20 protein-coding genes are annotated in these 25,212 nt (G+C 47.8%); 5 read left to right on the forward strand and 15 right to left on the reverse strand.

Going from position 1 to position 25,212, the window contains the following annotated elements; genetic code table 11:
• Positions 1–199 precede the first annotated feature (199 nt).
• From ACL2XQ_RS17025 to ACL2XQ_RS17065, 9 genes are all read right to left on the reverse strand, one after another.
• Complete coding sequence (locus ACL2XQ_RS17025; protein WP_413732409.1) at positions 200–1,474, reverse strand: GH39 family glycosyl hydrolase; 1,275 nt, start codon at positions 1,472–1,474, stop codon at positions 200–202.
• Positions 1,475–1,514: 40 nt separating this feature from the next.
• On the reverse strand, positions 1,515–2,945 hold the full coding sequence (gene wbaP / locus ACL2XQ_RS17030; protein WP_413732408.1) for an undecaprenyl-phosphate galactose phosphotransferase WbaP: 1,431 nt from the start codon (positions 2,943–2,945) through the stop codon (positions 1,515–1,517).
• A gap of 71 nt (positions 2,946–3,016) precedes the next feature.
• Positions 3,017–4,165: a glycosyltransferase family 4 protein gene (locus ACL2XQ_RS17035; RefSeq protein WP_413732407.1), complete on the reverse strand. Its 1,149-nt coding sequence runs from the start codon at positions 4,163–4,165 to the stop codon at positions 3,017–3,019.
• 15 nt (positions 4,166–4,180) lie between these two features.
• Positions 4,181–5,368: a glycosyltransferase gene (locus ACL2XQ_RS17040; RefSeq protein ID WP_413732406.1), complete on the reverse strand. Its 1,188-nt coding sequence runs from the start codon at positions 5,366–5,368 to the stop codon at positions 4,181–4,183.
• 1 nt (position 5,369) lies between these two features.
• Complete coding sequence (locus ACL2XQ_RS17045) at positions 5,370–6,227, reverse strand: glycosyltransferase (RefSeq protein WP_413739486.1); 858 nt, start codon at positions 6,225–6,227, stop codon at positions 5,370–5,372.
• Positions 6,228–6,260: 33 nt separating this feature from the next.
• Positions 6,261–7,466, reverse strand: a complete 1,206-nt coding sequence (locus ACL2XQ_RS17050) for an O-antigen ligase family protein (protein ID WP_413732404.1) — start codon at positions 7,464–7,466, stop codon at positions 6,261–6,263.
• A gap of 105 nt (positions 7,467–7,571) precedes the next feature.
• Positions 7,572–9,749, reverse strand: a complete 2,178-nt coding sequence (locus ACL2XQ_RS17055; RefSeq protein ID WP_413732403.1) for a polysaccharide biosynthesis tyrosine autokinase — start codon at positions 9,747–9,749, stop codon at positions 7,572–7,574.
• 12 nt (positions 9,750–9,761) lie between these two features.
• Positions 9,762–10,193 carry a protein tyrosine phosphatase gene (locus ACL2XQ_RS17060; RefSeq protein WP_413732402.1) on the reverse strand — a complete coding sequence of 144 codons (432 nt, stop codon included), beginning with the start codon at positions 10,191–10,193 and terminating at the stop codon, positions 9,762–9,764.
• Positions 10,194–10,196: 3 nt separating this feature from the next.
• On the reverse strand, positions 10,197–11,339 hold the full coding sequence (locus ACL2XQ_RS17065) for a polysaccharide export protein (protein ID WP_413732400.1): 1,143 nt from the start codon (positions 11,337–11,339) through the stop codon (positions 10,197–10,199).
• 1,263 nt (positions 11,340–12,602) lie between these two features.
• Between ACL2XQ_RS17065 and ACL2XQ_RS17070 the strand changes: the two genes are divergently transcribed.
• Entirely contained in the window at positions 12,603–14,183 is a 1,581-nt protein-coding gene (locus ACL2XQ_RS17070) for a TerC family protein (RefSeq protein ID WP_413739487.1), read from the forward strand.
• A gap of 71 nt (positions 14,184–14,254) precedes the next feature.
• Here ACL2XQ_RS17070 and asmA read toward each other — a convergent pair whose 3' ends face one another.
• The 3 genes from asmA to udk form a co-directional block, all read right to left on the reverse strand.
• Entirely contained in the window at positions 14,255–16,087 is a 1,833-nt protein-coding gene (asmA, locus tag ACL2XQ_RS17075) for an outer membrane assembly protein AsmA (protein ID WP_413739488.1), read from the reverse strand.
• A 44-nt stretch (positions 16,088–16,131) separates the two neighbouring features.
• Positions 16,132–16,713, reverse strand: coding sequence for a dCTP deaminase (dcd, locus tag ACL2XQ_RS17080; RefSeq protein ID WP_410014346.1), 582 nt, complete (start codon positions 16,711–16,713; stop codon positions 16,132–16,134).
• 76 nt (positions 16,714–16,789) lie between these two features.
• Entirely contained in the window at positions 16,790–17,431 is a 642-nt protein-coding gene (udk, locus tag ACL2XQ_RS17085) for a uridine kinase (protein ID WP_410014345.1), read from the reverse strand.
• 245 nt (positions 17,432–17,676) lie between these two features.
• Here udk and ACL2XQ_RS17090 point away from each other — a divergent pair, with 245 nt between their 5' ends.
• From ACL2XQ_RS17090 to ACL2XQ_RS17100, 3 genes are all read left to right on the forward strand, one after another.
• On the forward strand, positions 17,677–18,339 hold the full coding sequence (locus ACL2XQ_RS17090; RefSeq protein ID WP_410014344.1) for a phosphatase PAP2 family protein: 663 nt from the start codon (positions 17,677–17,679) through the stop codon (positions 18,337–18,339).
• Positions 18,340–18,728: 389 nt separating this feature from the next.
• Positions 18,729–19,730, forward strand: a complete 1,002-nt coding sequence (locus ACL2XQ_RS17095) for a sugar kinase (protein ID WP_413739489.1) — start codon at positions 18,729–18,731, stop codon at positions 19,728–19,730.
• 193 nt (positions 19,731–19,923) lie between these two features.
• A complete protein-coding gene (locus tag ACL2XQ_RS17100) occupies positions 19,924–20,934 on the forward strand; it encodes an NAD(P)-dependent oxidoreductase (protein ID WP_413739490.1) in 1,011 nt (336 codons plus the stop codon).
• 47 nt (positions 20,935–20,981) lie between these two features.
• Here the strand turns inward: ACL2XQ_RS17100 and ACL2XQ_RS17105 are convergent, their stop codons facing one another.
• The 3 genes from ACL2XQ_RS17105 to apbC form a co-directional block, all read right to left on the reverse strand.
• The gene (locus ACL2XQ_RS17105; protein WP_410014341.1) at positions 20,982–21,392 is read right to left on the reverse strand and encodes a type II toxin-antitoxin system VapC family toxin; all 411 of its coding nucleotides are present in this window, start codon (positions 21,390–21,392) and stop codon (positions 20,982–20,984) included.
• Position 21,393: 1 nt separating this feature from the next.
• Positions 21,394–21,645 carry a type II toxin-antitoxin system Phd/YefM family antitoxin gene (locus ACL2XQ_RS17110; RefSeq protein ID WP_410014340.1) on the reverse strand — a complete coding sequence of 84 codons (252 nt, stop codon included), beginning with the start codon at positions 21,643–21,645 and terminating at the stop codon, positions 21,394–21,396.
• Positions 21,646–21,821: 176 nt separating this feature from the next.
• On the reverse strand, positions 21,822–22,934 hold the full coding sequence (apbC, locus tag ACL2XQ_RS17115; RefSeq protein ID WP_410014339.1) for an iron-sulfur cluster carrier protein ApbC: 1,113 nt from the start codon (positions 22,932–22,934) through the stop codon (positions 21,822–21,824).
• Between the two features lie 141 nt (positions 22,935–23,075).
• Here apbC and metG point away from each other — a divergent pair, with 141 nt between their 5' ends.
• The gene (gene metG, locus ACL2XQ_RS17120) at positions 23,076–25,112 is read left to right on the forward strand and encodes a methionine--tRNA ligase (protein ID WP_413723263.1); all 2,037 of its coding nucleotides are present in this window, start codon (positions 23,076–23,078) and stop codon (positions 25,110–25,112) included.
• Positions 25,113–25,212 lie beyond the last annotated feature (100 nt).

Consider the following 25,212-nt stretch of genomic DNA (forward strand, 5'->3'; position numbering starts at 1 on the left):
GTTTGCAGGAATATGCATTTTAAAACATCATTACAAACTTAGGGTGATGAATTATGCACATAGTCAAAGACGGCTTATTATACTACCCCTAAGAAACCTTTAAATCGTCATTTTATATTTTTACGATACAAATAGTATACGGATAATCATCAGCTAAATTTAGTTGTTATAGATCATTGAAGCAAAATAATGTCGGCGTTCAATTTATAATGATAAAAACAGGCTTATCTTTCGTGCAAACCTGACAAATTTGTTGCGGATTATAGTTAGCAACATTCACTACCAATTCGGTTCCTGTCAATTTGAACGAAGAGTCCAATTTGTCGCCTAAAGCTGTCATTACAGTGAGAGAATTTATTGCGCCTTTATATGGCATTTTGAATGAGAATTTTTTATCATTTACAGTATTATCATTTATAAAAGGTATTATAATTTGTTTATTCTCCCCCACACTAAAAGCAAAAAGCGATGCTTTGTTATGGCCAGAATTACTTCGTGATAAATTATCAACCGGATAATTTTCTGATAATTTTATTTTATTATCTCCAAAAACCTGATATAGCGCAGTTAACTCCTGACCATGACTAGTCAAAACATTTTGTTTATTAGAGTTAACAGTGAATAAAGCTTTTCCCCCATCTTTCCCTGTTGCCCATGCTGGATACCAAAAAACCTTATATCGATTATCAGACATGTCATGTTTGAGAGCCCAATCCAACATACGAATATAATTTTTTGACAGAAAGAGAGGAGTCGTTCTAAAGCCAAATTCTGTTTGCCAAATTCCATAAACTTTTTTATTCTGAATAAAATTATCATATAAATACTGAAATTCTTTATCTGTGCCATAATGAAAATCTATAATATCAGTATATTTCCATGCATCGTTGTGATTTAAGGCATTTTTGAATTCATGGATCGGATTTGATAATGGCCATCCACCGAAAACGACTTTGGCATTTTTTCCGCGTATAATTTTGGCAGCCGGGATATAAATTTTATCAATAAAATCATTTGTTGAGCCTAACCAATAGCTGGCTTTAATTGTTGGTTCATTCCAAATTTGAAAAAATTTAATTCCATATGAAGGGTTAGAATATCTGGTAACTGCAGCATCAACAAATTTCAACCATGCATCATAATCATTTGGAGGAGAGGATATTTTTCTTGAAATGCTTTGTGTCCAAGCAGGCGTATATGCAAGGACCGGCAAAACTTGTAAACCTTGCTTATTAGCCTGAGTCACAAATGTATCAAACTTAGCCCAGTTATATGTTCCTTTTTCTTTTTCAATATTAGACCAGGATAAATCCATTCTGACCCATCCGATGCCCATTTTTTTCGCCTGTCCATCTGGCGGGATATAATTTACGCCAGATGCATCTCTAAGGAATAATTCCGCAGAATGACTGAGTATTGTAGTGCACATCAGTGATGCAAAAAGACTAATTGATAACCATTTTTTTATAGGCATAATATATCTCTTATTTGTGTTAGATACTTCCTTAAAACATCTAATAAGCCCCGTCTTTTTTGAGCACTATTTTTACAGTCTTAAATAATATGGCAATGTCATTCCATAATGACCAGTTTTTGACATACCATGCATCAAAATAGACACGCGTTTCATAATCTACATCACTGCGCCCGCTGACTTGCCAAAGTCCAGTCATTCCAGGTTTAGCCATAAGATAATAGTCAACATCTCCTGCATAACGTTCCAGCTCCTCTTCAATTACTGGCCTAGGCCCTACAAGACTCATATTACCTTCTAAAACATTCCAGAGTTGTGGTAGTTCATCCAAGCTAGTTTTTCTCAGGAAAGCACCTATTTTGGTTACACGCGGATCATTTTTTAATTTAAAATCTCGTTCCCATTCAGTTCTGACATTGATATCTGACGCCAGAAGTTTTTCTAAAACTTCTTTTGAATTAACGACCATAGATCGAAATTTATAGCATTTAAATTTGGCGCCATTCATACCTACACGCTCGTGTCCATAAAATATTGGCCCTTTATCTTTTGCCACCATCTTCATTATTATTAATAGTATTGGTGCTAAAAAAAGAAGTATTAGGACACAACCAAAAATATCAAAGGCCCTTTTTATGAATCTCGATGTCCTTTTGGCCAAGTTATTGCTGACTCGCAATATCATGACCTCATGACTAAAAATAAATGACATATCTGTGCCATAAAGCGGCACTCCACGTAATGTGGGTATAACAGATACAGAACGGCAGTTATTTTTTGCTAAAAATTTAAGCCAATAATCCCTCACTAAATTTTGCTCATATTCTAAGGCAACGATGAATTGAGTGTTAGCGGGGTCAGTGGCATTCCATAATGCTTCTTCTGATTTAATAAGAGGGATAGTATCCACAGGCGAGGATTTGCTATCATCAATACTATAAAACCCCTCTACCCTAAAGCCTAATACTTCCTCGCTTTGCAAAGCTTGATATGCCTCATAAGCGTTTTTTCCGTTACCAATAATAATAGTTTGTTTAAGCCACCAACCGAATATATTTAAAACTCGTTTAACCAGAGATCTGCCTAAGGGGACGAGTACCATTACCAATAGCCATGCAACCAACCATATATATCTTGATAATTCTTCTTTTGCAAATCCAACTAATGCTAGGCTGATAACTGAAAAAATAAGCAAAGTCCGAAAGATTTCTTTTAACTCAAACCAGAATGGTTTTCGGTAGGTATAATGTCTTAAGCGCACCCAGAACCACCCAACACAAACTACTGAGAGGAGTAAATGGATTGAGGTAAACGTTTTAACTTCAAATGCTTCAAGGAAATTATCTTTTTTAAAAAACTGATGAATTATCCATATGGCTATATAAGCAGAAAGATTAAAAAATATGAAATCAGACGCAGCCAAAAACGCTTTGGAGCCATATGTTTTTAGGCTTATATATTTTGCAGACATTTTATATCTCTTTGTGTTATAAGCTATTTAAACTTATGAAGGCAAGGATTGTCATGGTTTTACAATTAAATTTAAGTAAATTTCATATTTTCAAATTGCGCCCATTTATCTTCTACAAAATCTTTAAATTCATTTATAAATCTTTCATCAGAAAATCTATTAGCATTTTTTCTGCATGCTTCAGACGTTATCTCTGGCCTTACTATTTCAAAGCGGTTAACGGCATCTATAATCGAATCTTCTGTTTGTTCATCAAAAAAAATCCCCGTAGGATCTTCACGGCCAACCGGGATTACCGTTTCTAGCGCCCCACCTCTACCAAAGGCAATAACTGGCGTTCCGCATGCTTGCGCTTCTACAGGGATAATCCCAAAGTCTTCCTCTGCAGCAAATACAAATGCTTTAGCATGAGACATTTTTTCTTTCAAAATTTCAAAATCTTGATAACCTAGCAATGTAATATTTTTAGCCGCAACTTTTTTTACCATTTCGTACTGTGGCCCTTCACCAATAACCACTAGCGCTTTATCCGGCATTTTGTTAAACGCTCTGACAATTAAATCAATTTTTTTATACGGAACCATTCGTGATGCTGTGAAATAATAATTTTCTTTTTCATTGATGCTTTCAAAATCATTAACTGCAACATTGGGATATATAACATCAGCTTTTTTGTTATAAACTTTATGAATTCGTCTGGCGATATATTTTGAGTTTGCAATAAAATAATCTACCCCAGCAGCAGTACGGTAATCCCACAATCGGATTCTATGTAATATCCATCTAGCAAGGCAGCTTTTCAATCCTTTTTCAAGCTTACTTTCTTTTAGATATTGTCCTTGCATGTCCCACGCATAGCGTATTGGAGTATGACAATAGCAAATATGTAATTGGTTAGGACCTGTAATAATACCTTTAGCAACAGCATGACTGCTACTTATTACAAGGTCATATCCATTCATATCAAATTGCTCAATCGCTAATGGCATTAAAGGTAAGTAACTTCTATATTTACTCTTAGCAAAGGGTAGTCTCTGAATAAAAGATGTTTTGACGATTTTATTACTAATTAATGCGCGGTTTTTATCATCTAAAAAATCTACCAAACTGAATAAATCTGCATGTGGATATATACTTATTATTTTTTCTAAAACTTTTTCTCCCCCACCAGGATTTACTAACCAATCATGAATTATTGCTATTTTACGTTTATTAATCATTTCTTCCCCTAATTATTATGACATATATACTTCTTTCAGCTTCTTTTGGAAGGTACAGAACATAAACTCCTGTTCATGTAAAATATAATTTTTACCAGTATTATTCTTAAGATTTTCGATTTTGTTATCAAACTCATATATCAAGTCACTATTTTGATAAGAAAAAAAAGCATAATATTTGGTAAGAGCAGCCATCTCTTTCATACCACCGTATTCTGGAACTAATATCGGCAGACCGGCTTTTGCTGATTCGATAATTGACAAAGGAGCATTTTCAACCCATAGCGAAGGCAATACAAATATATCGTAAAGGGTAATTAATGTTGGCAATTCTTCTCTTTTTTTAAAGCCATGGAAAAAAAGTTTAACGCCTCGCCTTAAACCTTTCTCCTTGAGCAAATGCAATTCTTCTCCTTCACCAAATATGTGTAACTCATAGTTACCAGCAGAATTTTCATTCAATAAATCAATGAACGCTGAAATCCCTTTTTCTTCAGTAACTCTGCCCATAAACACAAATTTGGTAGTTACATTTGATGCTGTAGGGTAAGTATAATTATCTTTATCATTCCTAATATAGGATGAAAAATCAATTGGATTTCTTATCAAATATGTATTTTGCTTAATTCCATAATTTCTAAATAACTTAATCAAATAATTACTGGGAGAAATTATGACATCAATTACTTCTTGTAAATGAAATATTTTATAGTTTATATAAAATTGCAATATCTTAAGCAATGAATGTGAAATTGAACGATGATCATATCGAAAAAAAATATTTTGCTCCTTCACTTCTTCATTCATATTAATTCGTTTATGGTTCCTAAAGTGCTGAAAGCCACTATTTGGGCAAATTAAATGATAGTCATGGGCAGTGAATATTATTTTGCAATTGTTTTTTTTCTTATATCTTTTAATCGCGAATAAAATGCTTGGACTTAAATAATGATAATAGTTTTGCAAGTGTATGATATCTGGTTTAATGACGCTGAGATTTTTATATAGCTTAAAAAAATTATTAAATGAAAATATATAGCTGAGTGGAGAAGTTTTGCCATTAGATATAAATAGCTTGTTTTCAAAGCCTAAATTATTTGCTGCTTTAATGGTATCCCTCAATACTGCTTCAGCCCCACCCCCATTAATTGAATCAGCAATATGAAGAATTTTTATTTTCATAGTTTCATCTTTTTTGATCATATTAAGGCCGGTAAATTATCTGCTTTATAAATGGAAATGTAGTATTAATTTTATTTTTACAATACATTTTGAATGTATCGCCATTAAAATGCGATAATAGTTCTGAAATGGTGATATCTTGTTTTCGATTTACTTTATCTTGGAAAAAAAGGCTAGCAAGGTTCGCTTCATTCATTAAGTAGCCATGTTTTTTTATGAACATTTCATAACCCTGTTTGGCCTTTGGAGAGTCGCTAATACGGCCTTCTTCATGATCTATATTCAATTGATATGTATAAGCCTCAAGTTTAAAACCGCTGCCATACTCTTTACACATTCTTAACCAAGCATCATAGTCTTGCCATGAAGGTAGGGATACATCAAAACCACCTAATTCCCTTATCAAGGAAGTTTCAGTAAATATCTGATTCCCAACATAATTCCTATTTAACATGTCATCTAATGTAATAACTCCCGCTTTCATTGGTTGTTTGAATTTTCCTTTCTTGGTTTTAGTAACATGTCCGGCACACAGGAAAGCATATTTACTTTTCTCAGTTGCGTTAACAAATATATCTATTCTGCTTGGCAAAAATTCATCGTCATCATCTAGGCCAGTTATATATTTTCCATCAGCCATCTCAATTAAACGATTTCGAGAAAAACATGCACCTTTAGGTTCTTCATTTTTAACGCATATAAAGTCACTGAATTTATTTTTATATTTTTCGATTACTTGATAATAGCTTTTTTGAGAACCGTCGTCGCAAACAAGAACCTGTAGATTTTTATAATTTTGTTCACACAAAGAATTTAAAGCGCGGTCAAGGAAATCTGGTCTGTTATGCGTTGGTATATAGACACTGACAGCTTCTTGCATATTAACCCACCTCTAAATATTAATTGAGCACCTTCAGTTAATACTTTTCTCTTTACAGTATTTAACATATGCCATCCCGAAAAATAAAAAGAAAGGAAGCATTTGCGATGGTGTAGTTATTCTATGTTCTGTCGCTGACGAAAAAATACATGTCCAAAAAGCAATTGCTAAGGCATTACCTAATTTATTATCAGCTATTGTTATCTCTACGATTTTTTTTCTTATTTCATTAAATAAAAGAATAAACAAGCCCAGACCTACAATACCTAATTCTCCTAAAATATTAAACAGAGAGTTGTGTGCATGGGCGTCAGAGTGTGCAATAACTTGGCCTTCCTTTATCGATAAAAAATGTGGTATTACAGTCACATATTGATAATATCGATCGTCATAGCTGCCAAATCCTGTACCAACTATGGGAGAGTGTAAAAAATTGTCCCATGCCCTTGGCCATAAATAAAATATCCGCGTGATAAAAGTATTAGCCCTTTGGAAATCAATCATTAATCCTTGCACTGGGACTTGGTCGCTGGCATAAACTTGCCCGGTATAAAGCCAACTATCATAGGTATACATTACTATTGCAATTTGCACGAATAAAAATGCTATAAAAACAACTGCTGGCCTTTTGAATTTTATAAAATAATACCCCACCGCACAAATCAGGGCTAGAATACTTCCTCGAGAATCAGTTGCATTAAGCAAAAATAAAAAAACTAGCGTATAAAATGCATATGGCCATTTACGTTCTGTAAGAAAAAAGCCAACTGCCAGCCCACCAACCACTGAGTAAAAACCGCCCGCAGCATTATGGGAAATAAATAGCAGGTGATGTACTCCGCCAATTTCGGTTGGCATAATTACGTACGCTATAGCTGATATTAAGGTAAAAAAGGGGAATATCAACCTTTTGATTTTTGATAAATCAAAATTGATATTCATTGGCATAAAAATAAAAACGAATAGGACTAGATAGCTGATTATAAAATTTCCATCACGTCTATAAAAGTCAAAGTCTGTAAAAGAGGTTGGATCATAAAGTGCAGTAGATAAAAGAACGTAAACAAACAATAGAATTAAATATAATTCTATTTTTGAAATTTGTGGGTAGTTGCTTTTATAAAAAAGTGTAATTAACGCCAAGGGGAGTAGTAAAATTACGGCAACACTGACAGGTACATAATTTGTTATCGAAAAAATTACCGAAAGCAAAACTATGATTTTAATTATATTTGTCACGCTAATTCCTTTTCATCATCTGATGAAACCGGTCCGATTTCCAGATCGGTAACCTGATTAGCACCTGAGTTTGTAGCGGCCAATAGGCCGCCAATATCATGCTTATCAATCTTTTTTACTTTCATATGAATACTGATAATATCCGTAATTATCATTTCCATATGATGCATATGCGCGCCTAACTATTGCGTTAAGGATGACCCCTTTCGTTTCAATGCCATTCTGCTCTAGCCTGCGTATACTAACTTCTACTTGTTTAACAGTGTTCTCTTCAAAGCGCGCAACGAGCAATGTTGTTCCGCAATGACTCCCAATAATTCCAGCATCTGTCACAGCTAAAACTGGAGGGGTATCGACGATGACGATATCATATCGACTATCCGCCCACTCCAAAAGCTCCTGCATGCGTTTATTCATCAATAGCTCTGAAGGGTTAGGTGGTATTTGTCCTCGTGGTATAACACTTAGGCCTGGCACTTTTGGTACATCGTAAAGGACCTCAGTATGCGCAAACTGACCTGATAGCAAATTTGAAAGCCCTTTATTATTACTGCCAACATTCATGATCGAATGCAGATAGCCTTTTCTCATATCGGCATCAATCAGCAATACTTTTTGTCCCGCTTGCGCTAAAACAGCTGCCAAATTACTGCTAATAAAGGACTTACCAATTCCAGGGCTGATGCCTGATATCATCAGAGTTTTGTTTTTTGCCTCCATCATCGCGAAATGTAGGCTTGTTCGCAAACTTCTTATGGCCTCGATGGCAAGATCTGTAGGATTACCGGTTGCGAGAAGTTCGCTACTTTTTATATCTTTATTCCCGCGACTTAAAACCTTCTTATCCGCATTTTTTTGCCATTCTGAAAGAGGAATACTTGAATAAACATTTATTCCATTAGCTTCAAGAGCCTCTGGACCTTCTATTCCTTTGTGCAATGCTCTTCTCACCAAGAGATATGCTGAAGATAGAAAAGCACCTAAGATTATAAAGACGAGCAAAATAATCATTTTTTGTGGCGCAACCGGACTTAAACGGGTTACCGCAGGGTCGATTATTCTAACGCTGCCAACTGCACTGGCTTTCGCTATATTGAGCTCTTGCTGCCGATTCAATAACTGCATATAAACTTGCTGATTGACTTGCACATCACGATTCAACCGCAAAATATCTTGCTGAGTTTGAGGCAATGACTCAACTCTTTTATTAAGTCTTTCTTTCTCTTTAAGAAGAACAGCTTTCTTTTCAAGTAAAGCGCGATAAGCTGGATGATCTGGCGTATAAAGCTTAGAGATATCAGTTTCTTTGAAAGTAAGTTCGTTAATTTGCCCATCAAGCTGGACTATAGTATCTAAAACAGATTTTGCTTCGATTGATAGGTCAACAGAATCATTACTACGCCGAAAATCATTTAATTTATTTTCAGCAGTATTCAGTTTATCGCTGATTTGAGGTAATTGTTGGTTTATAAAGGCTAAGCTCTTTGCTGCCACCTCGGTCTTACGGGTGATATTCTGAAGAACATAGTTTTCCGAAATACTTTCTAAAATAACAGTCGCGCGAGCAGGATCAGTATTATCATAACTTAAACCTAATACTCCTGTATTTAACCCTTTATCCGCTATATTCAGAACGCCTACAATGCCATTGTAAATGCTTAGAAAAGGCCGTTTAGTAATTGTGTATTCAGTATTAGGACTATCATTTAGCGAATCGACCAGAATAGTTATTCCTTGGCCGCTTATTGCTTGACCCGCAATACCATGAATAACGGTACTCCCCTTACCATCAGTAAGAATATATTCTTTATCGTTAGCAACTTTAAGTGTAAACGGTTTATTTAGCAAAGTATCAGGCACTTGGAATATACTTATTGCCGGTCCCGTGCTGGTATCTCCTGCGATTTTTGCGTAAGCATACCCAATGACAGGTAAGTAATTTTTTGTTACCGTAGTGTCAAGGTTTAAATCATTAATTGTCTTACCAATGACCATGCGGGATAACATTAATTGGATTTCAGTTGCTGAGGTGGGTGGTGCGTTAGGTAAGGCTGCACTGATAGAATCAAGTAATGAAGCTTGGGGATCCTTTTCTACTTGAATTACGGCGTCTGATCTATACGTAGGAGGAGTAATTAAGATGTAGATGAGGGAAAGCGCAGCAAATAGAAGCGTGATAGCAACGATTAGCCACTTACCATCGACCAGAGTACCTACAATACGTCCTATATCTATTTCATCGCTGTTACCAATTGATAACGCGGGTTTATTTTTATCAATCATTGCGGTCCTTGATTAGCGATTTAGTGCCTGAGCCCATTTCTGTGCAGCATCCTCAAGCAGTTGATAGACATACTGGAAAGCTTCTCGACTTTTTTTGTATGGATCAGGGATTTCTTTCGAAACCCAATGACCGAATAGCATCACTTTGCCTCTCGCTTCAGGAGCTATTTTACAAACCTCGTCTACGTGCCTTTTTTCCATAACTAGAATTAAATCATAATCTTGACAAAGCTTCTGGGTAAGTTGACGTGCAGAGTGCCCCTCCAATGAAAGCTGTTGAGTGAAAGCCACTTCAATTGCGACTCCATCTGCTCCCTGTCCGGTCAATGCTTGAACACCCGCTGAACTTATTGTTTTATCAGGCAAGTATTTTTTAAGCAATCTTTCACCCATTGGCGAACGGCATATATTACCTGTGCAAACGACCAGTATTTTATCGAACATATATCATTCAGACCATACACCTGCATTGCGAGTGCCATCGGAAACACTACGAACGCCGCTGATTGTTGGCACTAGTTGCCCAATAACTCTATTCCAGCGAGTAATTGGCGCTGTTGTAACATATACCATATCATAAGGCTGCAGTTTAAATTCAGTGCCGAGTATCAATGATGTCGCATCTGATAAGTCAAGTTGATAAACATTTGCCAGTTTTGTACTTTGTCCCCCAGATCGAATAGGGCGAATAACGAATATTCCCGTCGCATCTGAAGTCGTTTGACTTAAGCCGTTAGCATTGCCTAAAGCTTCAGTAAGGGTCATCCCGCTTCTATCCATTTTCAGCGTGGATTGTTTGCCCACTTCTCCCATAACGAACACTTTAAGATCGTCATTACGAGGGATAAACAGGATATCTCCAGGATAGAGCAGATGGTTTTGTTTCAAATCCCCATTCTGCATTAACGCTTGCAGAGATATCGTTTGCTCCTTGCCGTTATGAGTCAATACAACATTTCGCCAATCAGCATCAGTAGTTAAACCGCCAGCTTTATTAACGGCATCAAGTATAGTCAATGGCACGTTAGTAATAGCCTGCTCACCTGATTTGCTTACTTCACCCGTAACGTAGGCCTTTTGCGACCTGAATGTAGCAATATTCACATCAACCTGGGGGCTCTCAATGTACTGAGCAAGCCTTCCTGATATCTCGGTTCTGACCTCTGTTACTGTCCTACCAGCGACTTTTACTTTCCCAATATAAGGGTAAAAGATTGTGCCGTCTGAATGCACCCAATTCCCTGCATCACTCGCGCTACGATATGTCCCGGAGGGGGTGGTTAGCTCAGGATGATCCCATACCGTTACGCTCAGGACATCACCGACGCCAATCCGATACTCATAGTTTTGTAGTTCTTGATCAAGTGAAGTGTTGTTTTGCGCAATGACCGGCTTTGATCGTAACTGATCAATCAAAGAGGGGGTCATGGGAAAAACATTCACGTACTTGCCGATATCAAAATCTGAATCATCTGATTTTATTACTGTTTTGCCACGCGTTGTCATATTTGAACCAGGTACAACTGTACATCCGCTGATCAGCACAACCGACACCAAAAGCGGCATCAACTTAAGTTTTGTTTTCATCATTGAGTTATCATCACTATCGCTGTTGCTCGGGTAAAAAGCGTATCCATGTCTTTGGTTATCGCCTTACGCAAGGATGTTAATGCCAAAAAGCCCCAAAACTTAGCGCTGTTCCTCTTTTCACTTACTATGCCCTGCCTGTTCGCTATCACGGCCTCACTTTGAAACGCACAGCACTTAAATAGCGGTACAACTAATTGACCAAAAATAGCAGATAAATTCAACTATAAACCTTATTCTCTAACTCAAATTTGATCCGGTAATCAATTACGAACCGCCAGATCCTACACTTGTCCCTGTTCAGCATAGAGAATAGCCGCTTCTTTTGAGGAATGCTGGATTTGTCAGCAAAAAACAGCAGAATTTCTTCTGAGTAACAAATTTATTTATCGCTAAAGCTTTTATCCCATCGGCCGATACCCATGAACATTCAATTCCAGTCAAAGGACAGGTCATTTTTTAGCCAATATTGTGTCTTTAAGTACTACCGCTAAACCGAAGCCATAGGCACATTGCCTATTGATGACATTGACATGGCGCGCACGTTTATCGGTTGACTGATCAGATCACAGTTTGATTACCGGTCCGTTTGAGGCTGGGGGATATACTTGTGCCTTGGTTACGTAAAAACACGCTACCGCCCTTGGCTTGTAGCTACCAATGCACTGGTGGTCTTTTTTATCGGATTCCGGTCGTTTTTAGGTCAAAATCTGCAGGGGTACACGTGTCTTTGTGCGCGGTCAGTCACAAAACCGCACTTTCCATGCCTATCTTTTGACCAAAAACAATATAATTGGCACAACATATGCCTCATCATTGTTATACTAATTATTAATTATCTCTTTACAAGGTTTCGATGACCCCTGCGCCACGTTTTAGGAATAAGACTACCCTCAGGTTTGTTGCGCCAAGACGGCAATTGCCTATAATTTCACCACTTCCGCGGTTTATGCTTGCGATCTGCTTGAGAAATAACAATTTCTTATCCAGCATACTCTTTAAGCGAAGCGCATCCATTTAGCAGCTTATTAACATTAATAAAGCAACTAGATAATAACCAGTTTGAGTTAGTTCAACCTGCAAGTCAGTGATAGGTGTTGCATATTAATTAATGATGCTAATGTTTTGTCCATATATCATTTTTATCCCTTTGAAGCTCCATCACCTCTCTGTTATCGCCGCCGGATGTAATGATCGGTTGAGTTTTGCTGCGTTACCTCCCATCATTCCCCTGAGACAGTCTTTGATATAGGTAAAGTAACGATTATGGAATGGATCGCCGATCCGACGATTTGGGCAGGCCTGGCGACGCTTATCGTGCTGGAGCTGGTGTTGGGCATCGACAATCTGGTGTTTATCGCCATCCTGGCGGAGAAGCTGCCGCCGAGCCTGCGGGATCGGGCAAGGATAGTGGGCCTGGCGTTTGCGCTGCTGATGCGTTTGGCGCTGCTGGCGTCGATGTCATGGCTGGTGTCGTTGACCGCACCGCTGTTTAGCGTCTCCGGACACCCCTTTAGCGCCCGCGACCTTATTATGCTGGCCGGTGGTGTGTTTTTGATCTTCAAAGCCACCATGGAGCTTAACGAGCGTCTGGAAGGCAAGGATGAAGAGACGCAGACACAGCGCAAGGGCGCGCGCTTTTGGCCGGTCGTCACGCAAATCGTGATCCTGGATGCGGTGTTCTCCATAGATTCGGTGATTACCGCGGTGGGCATGGTGGATCAGTTGGCGGTGATGATGGCGGCGGTGGCGGTGGCCATTGGCGTGATGATGCTGGCCAGCAAGACGCTGACCCGTTTTATCAACGCCCATCCCACCATTGTGATCCTGTGTTTAAGTTTTCTGCTGATGATTGGTTTTAGCCTGGTGGCGGATGGCTTTGGTTATCATATTCCCAAAGGCTATCTGTACGCCGCCATCGGCTTCTCGGTGGCCATAGAGGCGTTGAACCAGCTGGCGCAGTTTAACCGGCGGCGGTTTTTATCCTCCAGCGTGCCGTTGCGCCAGCGTACCGCCGAGGCGGTACTGCGCATGCTGAATGGCAAACACGAAGAAGCGCAGCTGGACGCGCAGACCTCCTCCCTGATTGCCGACAGCGACGGCGAGGGCCAGGAGGTGTTTAACGAGCAGGAGCGGCGCATGATTGAGCGGGTGTTGGGCATGGCCCAGCGCACCGTGAGCAGCGTGATGACCTCGCGTCATGATATCGAGCATATCGATTTGCGCGATCCGCCCGAGGTGATAATCCCGCTGCTGGAAAATAACCAGCATACGCGGCTGGTGATTACCGAGGACAGCGCGTCCAATGAGCCGTTGGGCGTGGTGCACGTTATCGACCTGCTAACCCAGCAGCTGCGCAATGAGCCGCTGAATCTGCGCGCGCTGATCCGCCAGCCGCTGGTGTTTCCCGAACAGCTGTCGCTGCTGCTGGCGCTGGAGCAGTTTCGCGAGGCGCATACCCATTTTGCGTTTATCGTCGATGAGTTCGGGTCGGTGGAAGGTATTATCACCCTGAGCGATGTGATGGAGACCATTGCCGGTAACCTGCCGCTGGAAAACGAAGAGATCGACCCGCGTCATGATATCGTGCAGCATGATGACGGCACCCTGACGGTGAATGGGTACCTGCCGCTGGAGGATTTGGTCGGCTATATCGGTATTCCGCTGGAAGAGCGGCGGGAATACCATACCCTGGCGGGATTACTGATGGAGCATACACAGGCGATCCCCAAGGAAGGCGATACCTTGAGTATTGATAATTATCTGTTTGAGATTCTGGAAGTAGAGAGCCACCGGATATTAAAGGTACGCATCACCCCCGAAACCTTACCTGAATACGAAGTCTGAGAATACGCGGCGGCGCGGGGGCTTAGCCATGACAAGCCTTAGCTCCCGCGTTCCGTTTGTCCCCTGCCCCGTTACAACTTATCCAGCAGTTTTTGCACGTTTTTGTTCTGCGGGTGATCCTGGTTTTTCTGCGCCCAGGCGTCCAGGCGTTTCTTTAGCTCGTCCTGCAAGCGGTCTCGCAGCAACTGGTCGACGTGCAGCTGATAGCTGAGGCTGTCCCAGGGGCCGTAGACGCGCAGCGGGATGGCGGTATTGACCAGCGCCTCGGTCAGCTGCGGCTCGCCTTGCCAGCCCTTGAGCACCCGGATATTGAGGTTCACGTCGCACTGCCTGCCGGGCAGGTCGAGCACGCCGGTGCCAGCCAGCGACATCAGGTCCGAGTCTCCCGCCAGATTGTTCAGCCGCAGATTGCCCCGCTCGAGCGTGGCGTCGGCGGTAAGCTGTTTTACCGCTGAGTAGGTCTCGTTGCGCTCTTGCGCCGTGACATTATTATTGGTGCGCTCGACGGCCCGTTGAATCAGCTGTTGGATATTCAATCCTTCCAGGCGGGCATCATCGAGCTGCATCCGGCCTTTGCCGCTCCAGTTTTCGGCAAAATCCCGGAAACTGAAGGTCTGTCCGGTCAATTGCCCGTCCACGGATAGCCGTCCGGTCAGGGTCTGCGGCAGGGCAAATGCCTGCAGCAGCGGTCCCAGCGCCACCTGTTTTAAGCTTGGGTTTAATTCAAAACGGGGCCTGGCGCCGGTGGTATCCACCGTGCCCGGCAGGCTGAATTCGCCGTCGCCCAGTTTTCCGCCCAGGGTATTGATCGACAGATGGCCGCGGCGGTTATCCGCCTGGGTTTTAAAGCCGGTGATATTGAGCCCGTGGTAGATAACCTGATCCGCCGTGAGGTTAAGCTGGCCGTTGAAATCATTCAATACCGCCAGCGGCTGTTCCTCTTTACCGATGGCGGCGATGACCGGCTTGGCGCTGTGGCGATGGCTTTGCGTGTCATTGCCGCCACCGGCGTTGATGCCCAGCAGCGTGTCCAGGTTCAGGCGCTTGGCGGTGAGGTCGAGCTGATAAACCGGCGCGTCGCCCAGTTTGGCGCTGGCCTGGCCCGCCAGCTCGCTGTCGTTGGCGCTGAAGGACATGTTGCTTAATTCGACGGTCTGGTTGGTGGCGGAATAGTCGGCGCTGAATTTACCCTGCCCTTTGATGCCCTCGGCCGGTAACCCTTGGCCGTGGAGTTCATAGTTAAAACGGTCAAGGCTGGCGGCCAGCTGGCGCGGGTAGTGGCTCAGGTCAGCTTTGCCGCTGAGGGAGACCGCCACGTCGCGCTGATCGCGGTTAATGCGGCTGGAGAAGGTGATATTGGCCAGCCGCGCCGCCGTTTGCTCCACATCCAGGTTGAAATCGCGCAGGTTGATTTGTTCGTTTGGCTCCCGTTGCCAGATAAGCAGGCTGTCGGTCACCTTTAAACTGGCGATATCGTAGGACCATCCTGAGTGCGGCGTCAGGTCGGGCGTGCCGGCGGGCGCAATGGGCGCATTTTCCGGCCGGCGGGCTTCGCTGTCGGGCGTGATGGTAATGACGGCCCCCTTCAGCAGTACCTGTTTTACCGAGAGCTGATGGGACAGCAGCGGCCAGAGCTGGACATCAAGGCGCATATTTTCGGCGCTGACCACCGGCACGGCGGCGCCGGGCGCGGTGAGCGTCATGCGTCCGGCCAGGATGCTGAGCTGCGGCCAGACGTGCCAGCGCAGATCGCCGTCCAGGCGCAGCCGGTAGCCGCTGCGCTGCTCAACCTTGGTGACCATATAATTACGAAAGTCATTGGGATTGATCAGCAACACCAGCGCAGTAGTGCCTGCCACCAAAACCGCCAGCAAAATAACCAGCGTCGTCAGAAATCGTCTCATGCCATCCTCAAAAAAGTCTGCGCCATACAGTTCGTCTGACGGAATTAATCCTCATCAATCCGGCTGGCCACCGCGCCCTGTTGGTTGCGGTACTTCGCATCCTCGCGGCGATTATACGGCCGCGCGGCATGGCCGCTCAGCGGCTCGAAACTCAGCGCGCCGATAAGCATACCCGGACGCAGCGCCAGCGGCAGCTTACCTGAATTATAGAACTCCAGCACGATCCTACCCTGCCAGCCGGGATCGATGCGGTGCGCGGTCACATGCACCATCAGCCCGAGGCGCGCCAGGGACGAGCGGCCGTCCAGCCAGCCGACCAGGTTATCCGGCAGGGTGACTGATTCAAGGGTGACCGCCAGCGCCAGTTCGGCGGGATGCAAAAAGAAGGCGCCGCCTTCCGGCAACACGATTTCATCGCTCATGACGCGATCGAGCGCGGCCGAGACTTCTTCCTTAGGGCCGCTGAGGTCGATAAAGGCCGCGGTATGGCCCTGGAACACCCGGAATTGATTGCCCAGGCGCACATCGACCGTGGCGCCGTTAATCCGTTCCACCGGCGGACGCGGGCTGATATCCAGCCTGCCGTCGTCCAGCCAAGCTTCAATATCGCTGTCGCACAGTCTCATCGTTATTTCTCCATAAGCGTTCTGGGGGTCGTAGCGCCGGCGGCGCCGTGAACCCTACCCGCCTGCGTTAGGGGGATTATTCAAAAAACTGACTGATTTTTGCCTTCAGGATATCGATGGCAATACGGTTCTTTCCCCCGCGGGGTACAATAATATCGGCGTATTGCTTGGAAGGCTCGATAAACTGCAGGAACATCGGGCGTACCGTTTTCTGATATTGCTCCATCACCGAATCCATGGCGCGGCCCCGTTCGTTGACGTCGCGCTTCATGCGCCGCAACAGGCATATATCCAGCGGCGTATCGACGAAAATCGAAAAATTCATCTCCGTGCGCAGCCGCAGGTCGGTCAGCAGCAGTATGCCTTCCAGGATAATCACCTTCTTGGGACGCAGATGGATGGTCTCAGGCCGGCGGGTGTGCTCGACATAGCTGTAGACCGGCATTTCGATAGCCTGGCCCGCCTTGAGCATCTGCAGATGCTGGAACAGCAGGCTGTGATCCATGGCGCTGGGATGATCATAATTGGTCTTGACCCGCTCGCTCATGGTCAGGTGGCTTTGATCCTGATAATAGCTGTCTTCTGGGATAATGCCGATATGTTCGTCGCCGACCTGCTCACAAAGTTCCTGGTACAACGTGCTGGCTATCAGGCTTTTCCCGGAGGCGGAGGCGCCGGCGATGCCGATAATGACGCACTGGTGAGGCTTGTCAGTCATACAATAAATGGCCTGGTGTTATAAAGATGAAGGGCTGCGCCGGGGCGCATTTGACGCGGCAATTATAGAGTGCGGGAGAAACGGATGCCAGCAATAGCGTTTATCTGACGTGGCTTTACGCGGTTTAGACCGATGATTACCGCGATTTATGTCACACTTTTAAGATAATTCATGCTGGAGAGGGGCCGGAAGTTTGCGTAAGGTATATACAGCGGCATTTTTAATCTACTTTCGAGCGGTATTGGATGAATTGGCATTGGTTGACGTTTTTTGGCGATAGCATGCTGTTGCTCCCCTGCGCGGTTATTATCGTTATGTTGCTGCTGTGGAAAGCCGATACCCGGCGCACCAGCCTGCAGTGGCTGCTGCTGTTCGCTACCGCGGGCGCCGTGGTCGTGATATCGAAACTGGCTTTTATGGGCTGGGGCGTCGGCAGCAGAATGTATGATTTTACCGGTTTCAGCGGCCATTCGGCGCTCTCCGCCAGTATCTGGCCGGTGATGATCTGGATTTTGACCAGCCGCGCCTCCCGCGGCTGGCGGCTGGCGGCGGTGTGTTTCGGTTATCTGCTGGCGCTGGCCGTGGGATTTTCCCGCGTGGTTATTCATGCCCATTCGGTTTCCGAGGTGATCGCCGGGCTGGCCTTGGGTTTTACCATCAGTACCTCGTTCCTGCTGATGCAGTATTCCCGCCGGACCGCTATCCGCCCCCTCTCCTACGGGCAACTGAGCGCGGTGCTGCTGCTGCCGCTGCTGCTGGTCGTCCAGGGGAAAAAAGCGCCGACCCAGGGATTGCTGGAGCAGATAGCCTTGACGGTGGCGCCCATCGAGCGGGTGTATACGCGCGCGGATTTGCACGGCAAGGGGCGGCTGGCGTTGCCGGATACCGTGCAGATCACCCCGCAGTAAGCCCTTTATCCGCTATGAAGCCCATGGCCGCATCGCCCTGGGCGGCCTGTTGCAATGCCGTTTATTCCACGTGTTCTCAGCATGAAATGCGGCTTTCATGCCACCTCGCCCGCCGGCGCTGCAGCGGCGGCAGGGTATTTCACGTTCCCTTCTGGGGTATCGGCGCGCCGTTTCATTCTTCTTCCCTGTTTATGCCTGTTCGCATCCCGGGAATTCCCCGCTGGTAATTAAATCGTGATCCGCTTCAAATTTTTATCATGAGGTGATAGATCGCCGATGGAACCGGTTCCATACTCTTCTCAGCGTATTTGCCGCGCCGGCTGCCAGGTTTGCCCTGTCGGCGCCCGCCCGGATGCCACCCTGTATTGATGTCTTGAGGAGTATCTTTTATGTCCAGCAACCCTATCCCTACTGACTACGACCAGACCCTGGACGTGGTGACCTTCGGCGAAGCGATGGCCATGTTTGTCGCCACCGCCGGCGGTGAATTGCACACGGTGAGCCAATATGTCCGCCGCGCGGCCGGCGCCGAACTGAATGTCGCTATCGGCCTGGCGCGCCTGGGGCTGAAATCCGGCTGGGTGAGCCGTCTGGGCAACGATTCTTTCGGACGTTTTATTCTGGATACCCTTGATGCGGAGCAGGTGGACCGCCGTGCGGTCACCCTGGATACGGCCTACCCTACCGGCTTTCAGCTGAAATCCAAAGCGGAGGATGGAACCGATCCCACCGTTGAGTACTTCCGTAAGGGCTCGGCCGCCAGCCGGCTCTCCACGGCGGATTTTGATGAGCAATACTTCGGCGGCGCCCGGCATCTGCATCTCAGCGGCGTGGCGGCGGCGCTGTCGCCGGAATCTTATCAGCTGGCCGCCCATGCGGCGCAGTGGATGAGGCAGCGCGGCAAGACTATCTCCTTTGACCCTAACCTGCGCCCGGTGTTATGGCGCTCGCGGGAAGAGATGGTATCCCGCCTGAATGCGCTGGCGTTCAGCGCGGATTATGTGCTGCCGGGAATTAAGGAAGGCCTGATCCTGACCGGCCACGAAAGTCCTGAGGCGATTGCGGATTTTTACCTGGCGCACGGTGTGCGGGCGGTGGTGATCAAGACCGGCGCGGACGGCGCGTATTATAAAACCGACGCCGGTGCTGAGGGCGTGGTGCCAGCGGTGCGGGTGGTTAACGTGGTGGATACCGTGGGTGCCGGCGACGGTTTTGCGGTGGGCGTGGTTAGCGCCCTGCTGGAGGGGCTGACGCTTGATAAGGCGATTGTGCGCGGCAACCATATCGGCGCGCTGGCCATCCAGGTTATCGGCGACAGCGAAGGATTGCCGGATCGCCGGCAGCTGGCGCGGGCCATGGCGGATAGTACCGCCGGCGCACTGACGGCGTAAAGGACGTCACCAGACCGCGCGACACGCCGTGCGGCTGCCGGAGGTAATGCACCTGCGGGTCAAACCGGCCCCACCGTCGCGCCCCTGCCGCCGGGCAGGCGCCGCTGTGCCCCGGGAGCTGCCCGGGGCAGAGACATACGGCTCCGTCCGGCAATCCGGGCGCGGCTGATAACCAATTGCAAAAGGAATCGTTATGAAACCCAACGTCGTCCTGTATAAAACTATTCCCGCCGATCAACTGGCGCGGCTGCAGGCTGCTTTTAACCTGACCCGATTCGACAGCATCACCGACGCCAACCGGCAAGAGGTCATAGCCGCCCTGCGCCATGCTCAGGGCCTGATCGGCGCCAGCCATCCCATCGGCAACGAATTGCTTGATGCCGCGCCCGGATTGCGCGCCATTTCCACCATTTCGGTGGGCTATGATCAGTTCAGCGTGCCGGAACTGACGCGCCGGGGCATTACCCTGATGCATACCCCGGGCGTATTGACCGAAACCACCGCCGACACCATTTTCACCCTGATCCTGACCAGCGCCCGGCGCGCCGTGGAGCTGGCGGAGCTGGTGAAGCGCGGGGAATGGCGGCGCAGCATCGGCGAGGAATATTACGGCACCGACGTCAACGGCAAGACCATCGGCATCCTCGGCATGGGCCGTATCGGGTATGCGGTGGCCAAACGCGCGCATCTGGGATTCGGCATGCCGGTAATGTATTACAATGATAAGGTGAACGAACAGGCGGAGAGCCTGCTCCATGCCCGCCGCGCTACCCTGGATCAGGTGCTGGCCGAGGCGGATTTTGTCTGCGTGGTGCTGCCGCTATTGCCGGAAACCGAGAAATTGATCGGTTACGCCGAAATCAGCAAGATGAAGCCGGGCGCCATCCTGATTAACGGTTCGCGCGGTAAAATCATCAATGAGCCGGAGCTGATACGCGCCCTGCAAGACGGCGTGATACGCGGCGCCGGGCTGGATGTGTTCGAGCAGGAGCCGCTGCCGGCCACCTCGCCTCTCCTGGCGCTGCCCAACGTGGTGGCGCTGCCGCATATCGGTTCGGCAACGCATGAAACACGCCACGCCATGGTGGCCTGCGCGGTGGACAACCTGATTGCCGCGCTGGCGGGCGATGTGACTCAAAACTGCGTTAATCCTGGGGCGTTGCGCAACGTGGCAGCTACTGGCAATGAATTTAAGGGAATGTAACGACAATCCCGATCAATCCCCGCCCCTGGCGGCGGGGCAACTGGCCGTCACAGCCAGGGATTTAATAACGTTACGCCGGTTAATCCGAAATCTTTCGTGTTGCGGGTAACAAGCGTAAGACGGTTCGTTATGGCGGTTGCTGCGATTAATGAGTCTGTCATACATTTAGGGTCAGGGACATGCATTTTGGCACAGCATAGCGCTACAGCGGCATCAACTGCCAGGATCCTGTCATGAAAACCTTTTATTACTGTATGCTCAAACCAAGACCGCAATTTGACCGCTTGCGTTAAATCTTTCCTTTCTTTTAGTAAGATACCTTTTTCAATTTCCATAATAACTAATGCGGAAGTATACATTTCATAGTGTTCGTTACTTGCCGCCCATTCCCTGACGTTGGGATCAGCTTTATCCCCCTTAAAAAGCTCGGATATCACATTGGTATCTAACAGAAACATATTAAAACTCAACAGGCCTTGCTTGAATGTGTGCGCGTTCCGTTTCTAGATCGAACGATTCACCATCGGGGGGAGACAGCGCGTCAAGAATACTTTTACGCCCCCCCGTGATACTGCGGTAGGCTTCTTCGCTCAGCAGAACATGGGTTATTTTGTTGCGGGATTTTATAAACACCGGACCTTTGACAGCATCCCGTTTTGCTTTGGTAATGTTTTGATTGAGTTCCCGACTTGATATGTAGGTTACGCTCATCTTATCACCCCCTCATAACACAGCGTATGTAGTAACATTACTACATTACCGTTACCCGAGCAAGTAAGGAAGATAGCCTCACCGGCGACGTCAAGGGCAGGAACCGTTGGTCCGGCACGTCATCCATTTTTATCACCCCGTGCCGGCCATAACACATAAGCAGGATTATTCTGCCCTTATAATGCCTTAAACGATATCTCGGTGGGGATAACCTCGCCCTGCCAGTACAGCTGCGCCGCCACCTGTCCCGCCAGTTGGCGGTAGAGCTCGGTGAACTCGCTGTCCGGCCGGCTGACCACCGTCGGCTGGCCACGGTCCAGATCTTCGCGCAGGCTGATATGCAGCGGCAGTTGCCCCAGCAGCGCGCAGTGGTACTGCTCGGCGAGTTTTTCGGCGCCGCCGGTGCCGAAGATGGCCTCCAGGTGACCGCAGTGGCTGCAGATATGCACGCTCATATTTTCCACGATACCGAGCACCGGCACGCCGACCTTTTCAAACATCACGATACCTTTGCGCGCGTCGGCCAGCGCGATATCCTGCGGCGTGGTCACCACCAGCGCGCCGGTGACCGGGATATTCTGCGCCAGCGTCAGCTGGATATCGCCGGTGCCCGGAGGCATATCCAGCACCAGGTAATCCAGCTCCGGCCACAGGGTGTCGTTAAGCAGCTGCAGCAGCGCCTTGCTGGCCATCGGCCCGCGCCAGACCATGGCGTTATCTTCCGTTACCATATACCCGATGGAGTTGGTGGCCAGGCCGTGCGCCATGATGGGGGCCATATGCTGGCCGTCCGGCGACGTGGGGCGTTCCTCGGTGGTGCCGAGCATGGCGGGAATCGACGGGCCGTAGATATCCGCGTCCAGCAGGCCGACGCGGGCGCCCTCGGCGGCCAGCGCCAGCGCCAGGTTAACCGCGGTGCTGGATTTGCCGACGCCGCCCTTGCCGGAGCTGACGGCAATCAGGTTGCGCACGTTTTTTACCCCGGGTTGATCCTTGACCCGCTTGAGCGTGGCGATATTGTGGGCCAGCGTCCAGTCGATGGCCCGCGCCCCGGTGACGCGCAGCAGGTCCGCGCTGGCGGATTCCTTCAGCTCCTCAAAGGCGCTGTGCCAGGCGAAGGGCATGATTAGTTCGATATGCAGCGTGCCGTCCAGCAGCGCGCAGTGGTTCAGCGCCTTGAGTTCGGCCAGGCCGCGTTTGAGCGTGGGGTGCTTGAAGCGGGCGAGCACCTTGGCGACCTGGGCGCGCAGCACCTCGGGAGTAGACTGTTCGGGTGATGGAGGATTCATCACGGCTCCTTAATTTCTCATTCTGGGGGTGGTAACCGATGCCCATAGCATAACAGAACTGGCGGCGCTTGTTTACGTGAGGTGTCGCTATCGGTTACCATCGAAACTCTTTATTTCATCTGATAAAAGCACATTCCCAACATGACTCAAGTCGCGAAAAAAATATTGGTAACCTGTGCGTTACCATACGCTAACGGTTCAATTCATCTCGGCCATATGCTGGAGCATATCCAGGCAGATATTTGGGTCCGTTTTCAGCGAATGCGCGGCAATCAGGTTTATTTCATCTGCGCCGATGACGCGCACGGCACGCCGATCATGCTTAAGGCCCAGCAGCTCGGCATCGCGCCGGAAAAAATGATCGATGAAGTGAACCAGGAGCATCAGAAGGATTTTGCCGGTTTCGGCGTCAGCTATGATAACTACCACTCGACGCACAGTGATGAAAACCGCGAGCTGTCGACGCTGATTTACCATCGGCTGAAAGATAACGGCTATATCAAGACCCGCACCATTTCCCAGCTGTTCGACCCGGAAAAAGAAATGTTCCTGCCGGACCGGTTTGTCAAGGGCACCTGCCCGAAGTGCAAATCCCCCGATCAGTACGGCGACAACTGCGAAGTGTGCGGCGCCACCTACAGCCCGACCGATTTAATCGATCCTAAATCGGCGGTGTCCGGCGCCACGCCGGTGATGAAGGAGTCGGAACACTTCTTCTTCGACCTGCCGGCCTTCAGCGATATGCTGAAAGCCTGGACCCGCTCCGGCGCGCTGCAGGAGCAGGTGGCCAACAAAATGCAGGAATGGTTTGAATCCGGCCTGCAGCAGTGGGATATCTCCCGCGACGCGCCCTACTTCGGCTTTGAAGTGCCGGATGCGCCGGGCAAGTATTTCTACGTCTGGCTGGACGCGCCCATCGGTTATATGGGGTCGTTCAAGAACCTGTGCGACAAACGCGGCGACATTGATTTCAACGAATACTGGCGCGTGGGTTCCGATGCCGAGCTGTATCATTTTATCGGCAAGGATATCGTCTATTTCCATAGCCTGTTCTGGCCGGCGATGCTTGAAGGCAGCGATTTCCGCAAGCCGACCAATTTGTTTGTCCACGGCTATGTGACGGTGAACGGCGCCAAGATGTCGAAATCGCGCGGTACTTTTATCAAGGCCAGCACCTATCTTAAGCATCTTGACGCGGATTGCCTGCGTTATTATTACGCCGCCAAGCTGTCGTCGCATATTGATGACATCGACCTGAACCTGGAAGACTTCGTTCAGCGGGTTAACGCCGATATCGTCAATAAGGTGGTTAACCTGGCCTCGCGCAACGCCGGTTTTATCGCCAAGCGCTTTGACGGCCGTCTGGCCGATACCCTGGCCGACCCGGCGCTGTACCAGACCTTTACCGATGCCGCCGTCGGCATCGCCGAAGCGTTCAACGCCCGTGAATCCTCGCGCGCCATCCGCGAAATCATGGCGCTGGCCGACCTGGCCAACCGCTATGTGGACGAGCAGGCGCCCTGGGTGGTGGCGAAAGCGGAGGGACGCGAGGGGGATCTGCAGGACATCTGCTCAATGGGCATTAACCTGTTCCGCGTGCTGATGACCTATCTCAAGCCGGTGCTGCCGTCGCTGGCGGAACGCGCCGAGGCGTTCCTGAACGTGCGGCTTGACTGGGACGGCATCCACACGCCGCTCACGGGCCATAGGGTTACGACCTTCAAGGCGCTGTTCAGCCGTATCGATCCCGCGCACGTGGCGAATATGGTTAACGAATCCAGGGAAGAAGCGGATGCCGCCGGCGCCAAGGCCGCCGTCGCCGGTCCGCTGGCGGATGAGCCGCTGCTTGAGACCATCGCCTTTGACGATTTCGCCAAGGTGGATATGCGCATTGCGCTTATCAAGCGCGCCGAGCTGGTGGATGGATCGGATAAGCTGCTGAAGCTGACGTTGGATATCGGCGGCGAAACCCGCCAGGTGTTTTCCGGCATCCGCGCGGCCTATCCCGATCCGCAGGCGCTGGAGGGCCGCCTGACGGTGATGGTGGCCAACCTGGCGCCGCGCAAGATGCGGTTTGGCGTCTCCCAGGGCATGGTGATGGCGGCGGGACCGGGCGGCAGCGATATATTCCTGCTTAGCCCCGACGCCGGCGCCCTGCCGGGCATGGCGGTTAAATAATTCCTTAAGCAAGGTGTAAAACCGGGTCGCGGTACTCTGCGGCGACCCGGCAGATTTTCCGTGTAAAAACCCCCCTTTTGGCAGCAGCCTAATACCTTCA

Source organism: Sodalis sp. RH14, from assembly GCF_047324285.1.
Classification (GTDB): domain Bacteria; phylum Pseudomonadota; class Gammaproteobacteria; order Enterobacterales; family Enterobacteriaceae; genus Acerihabitans.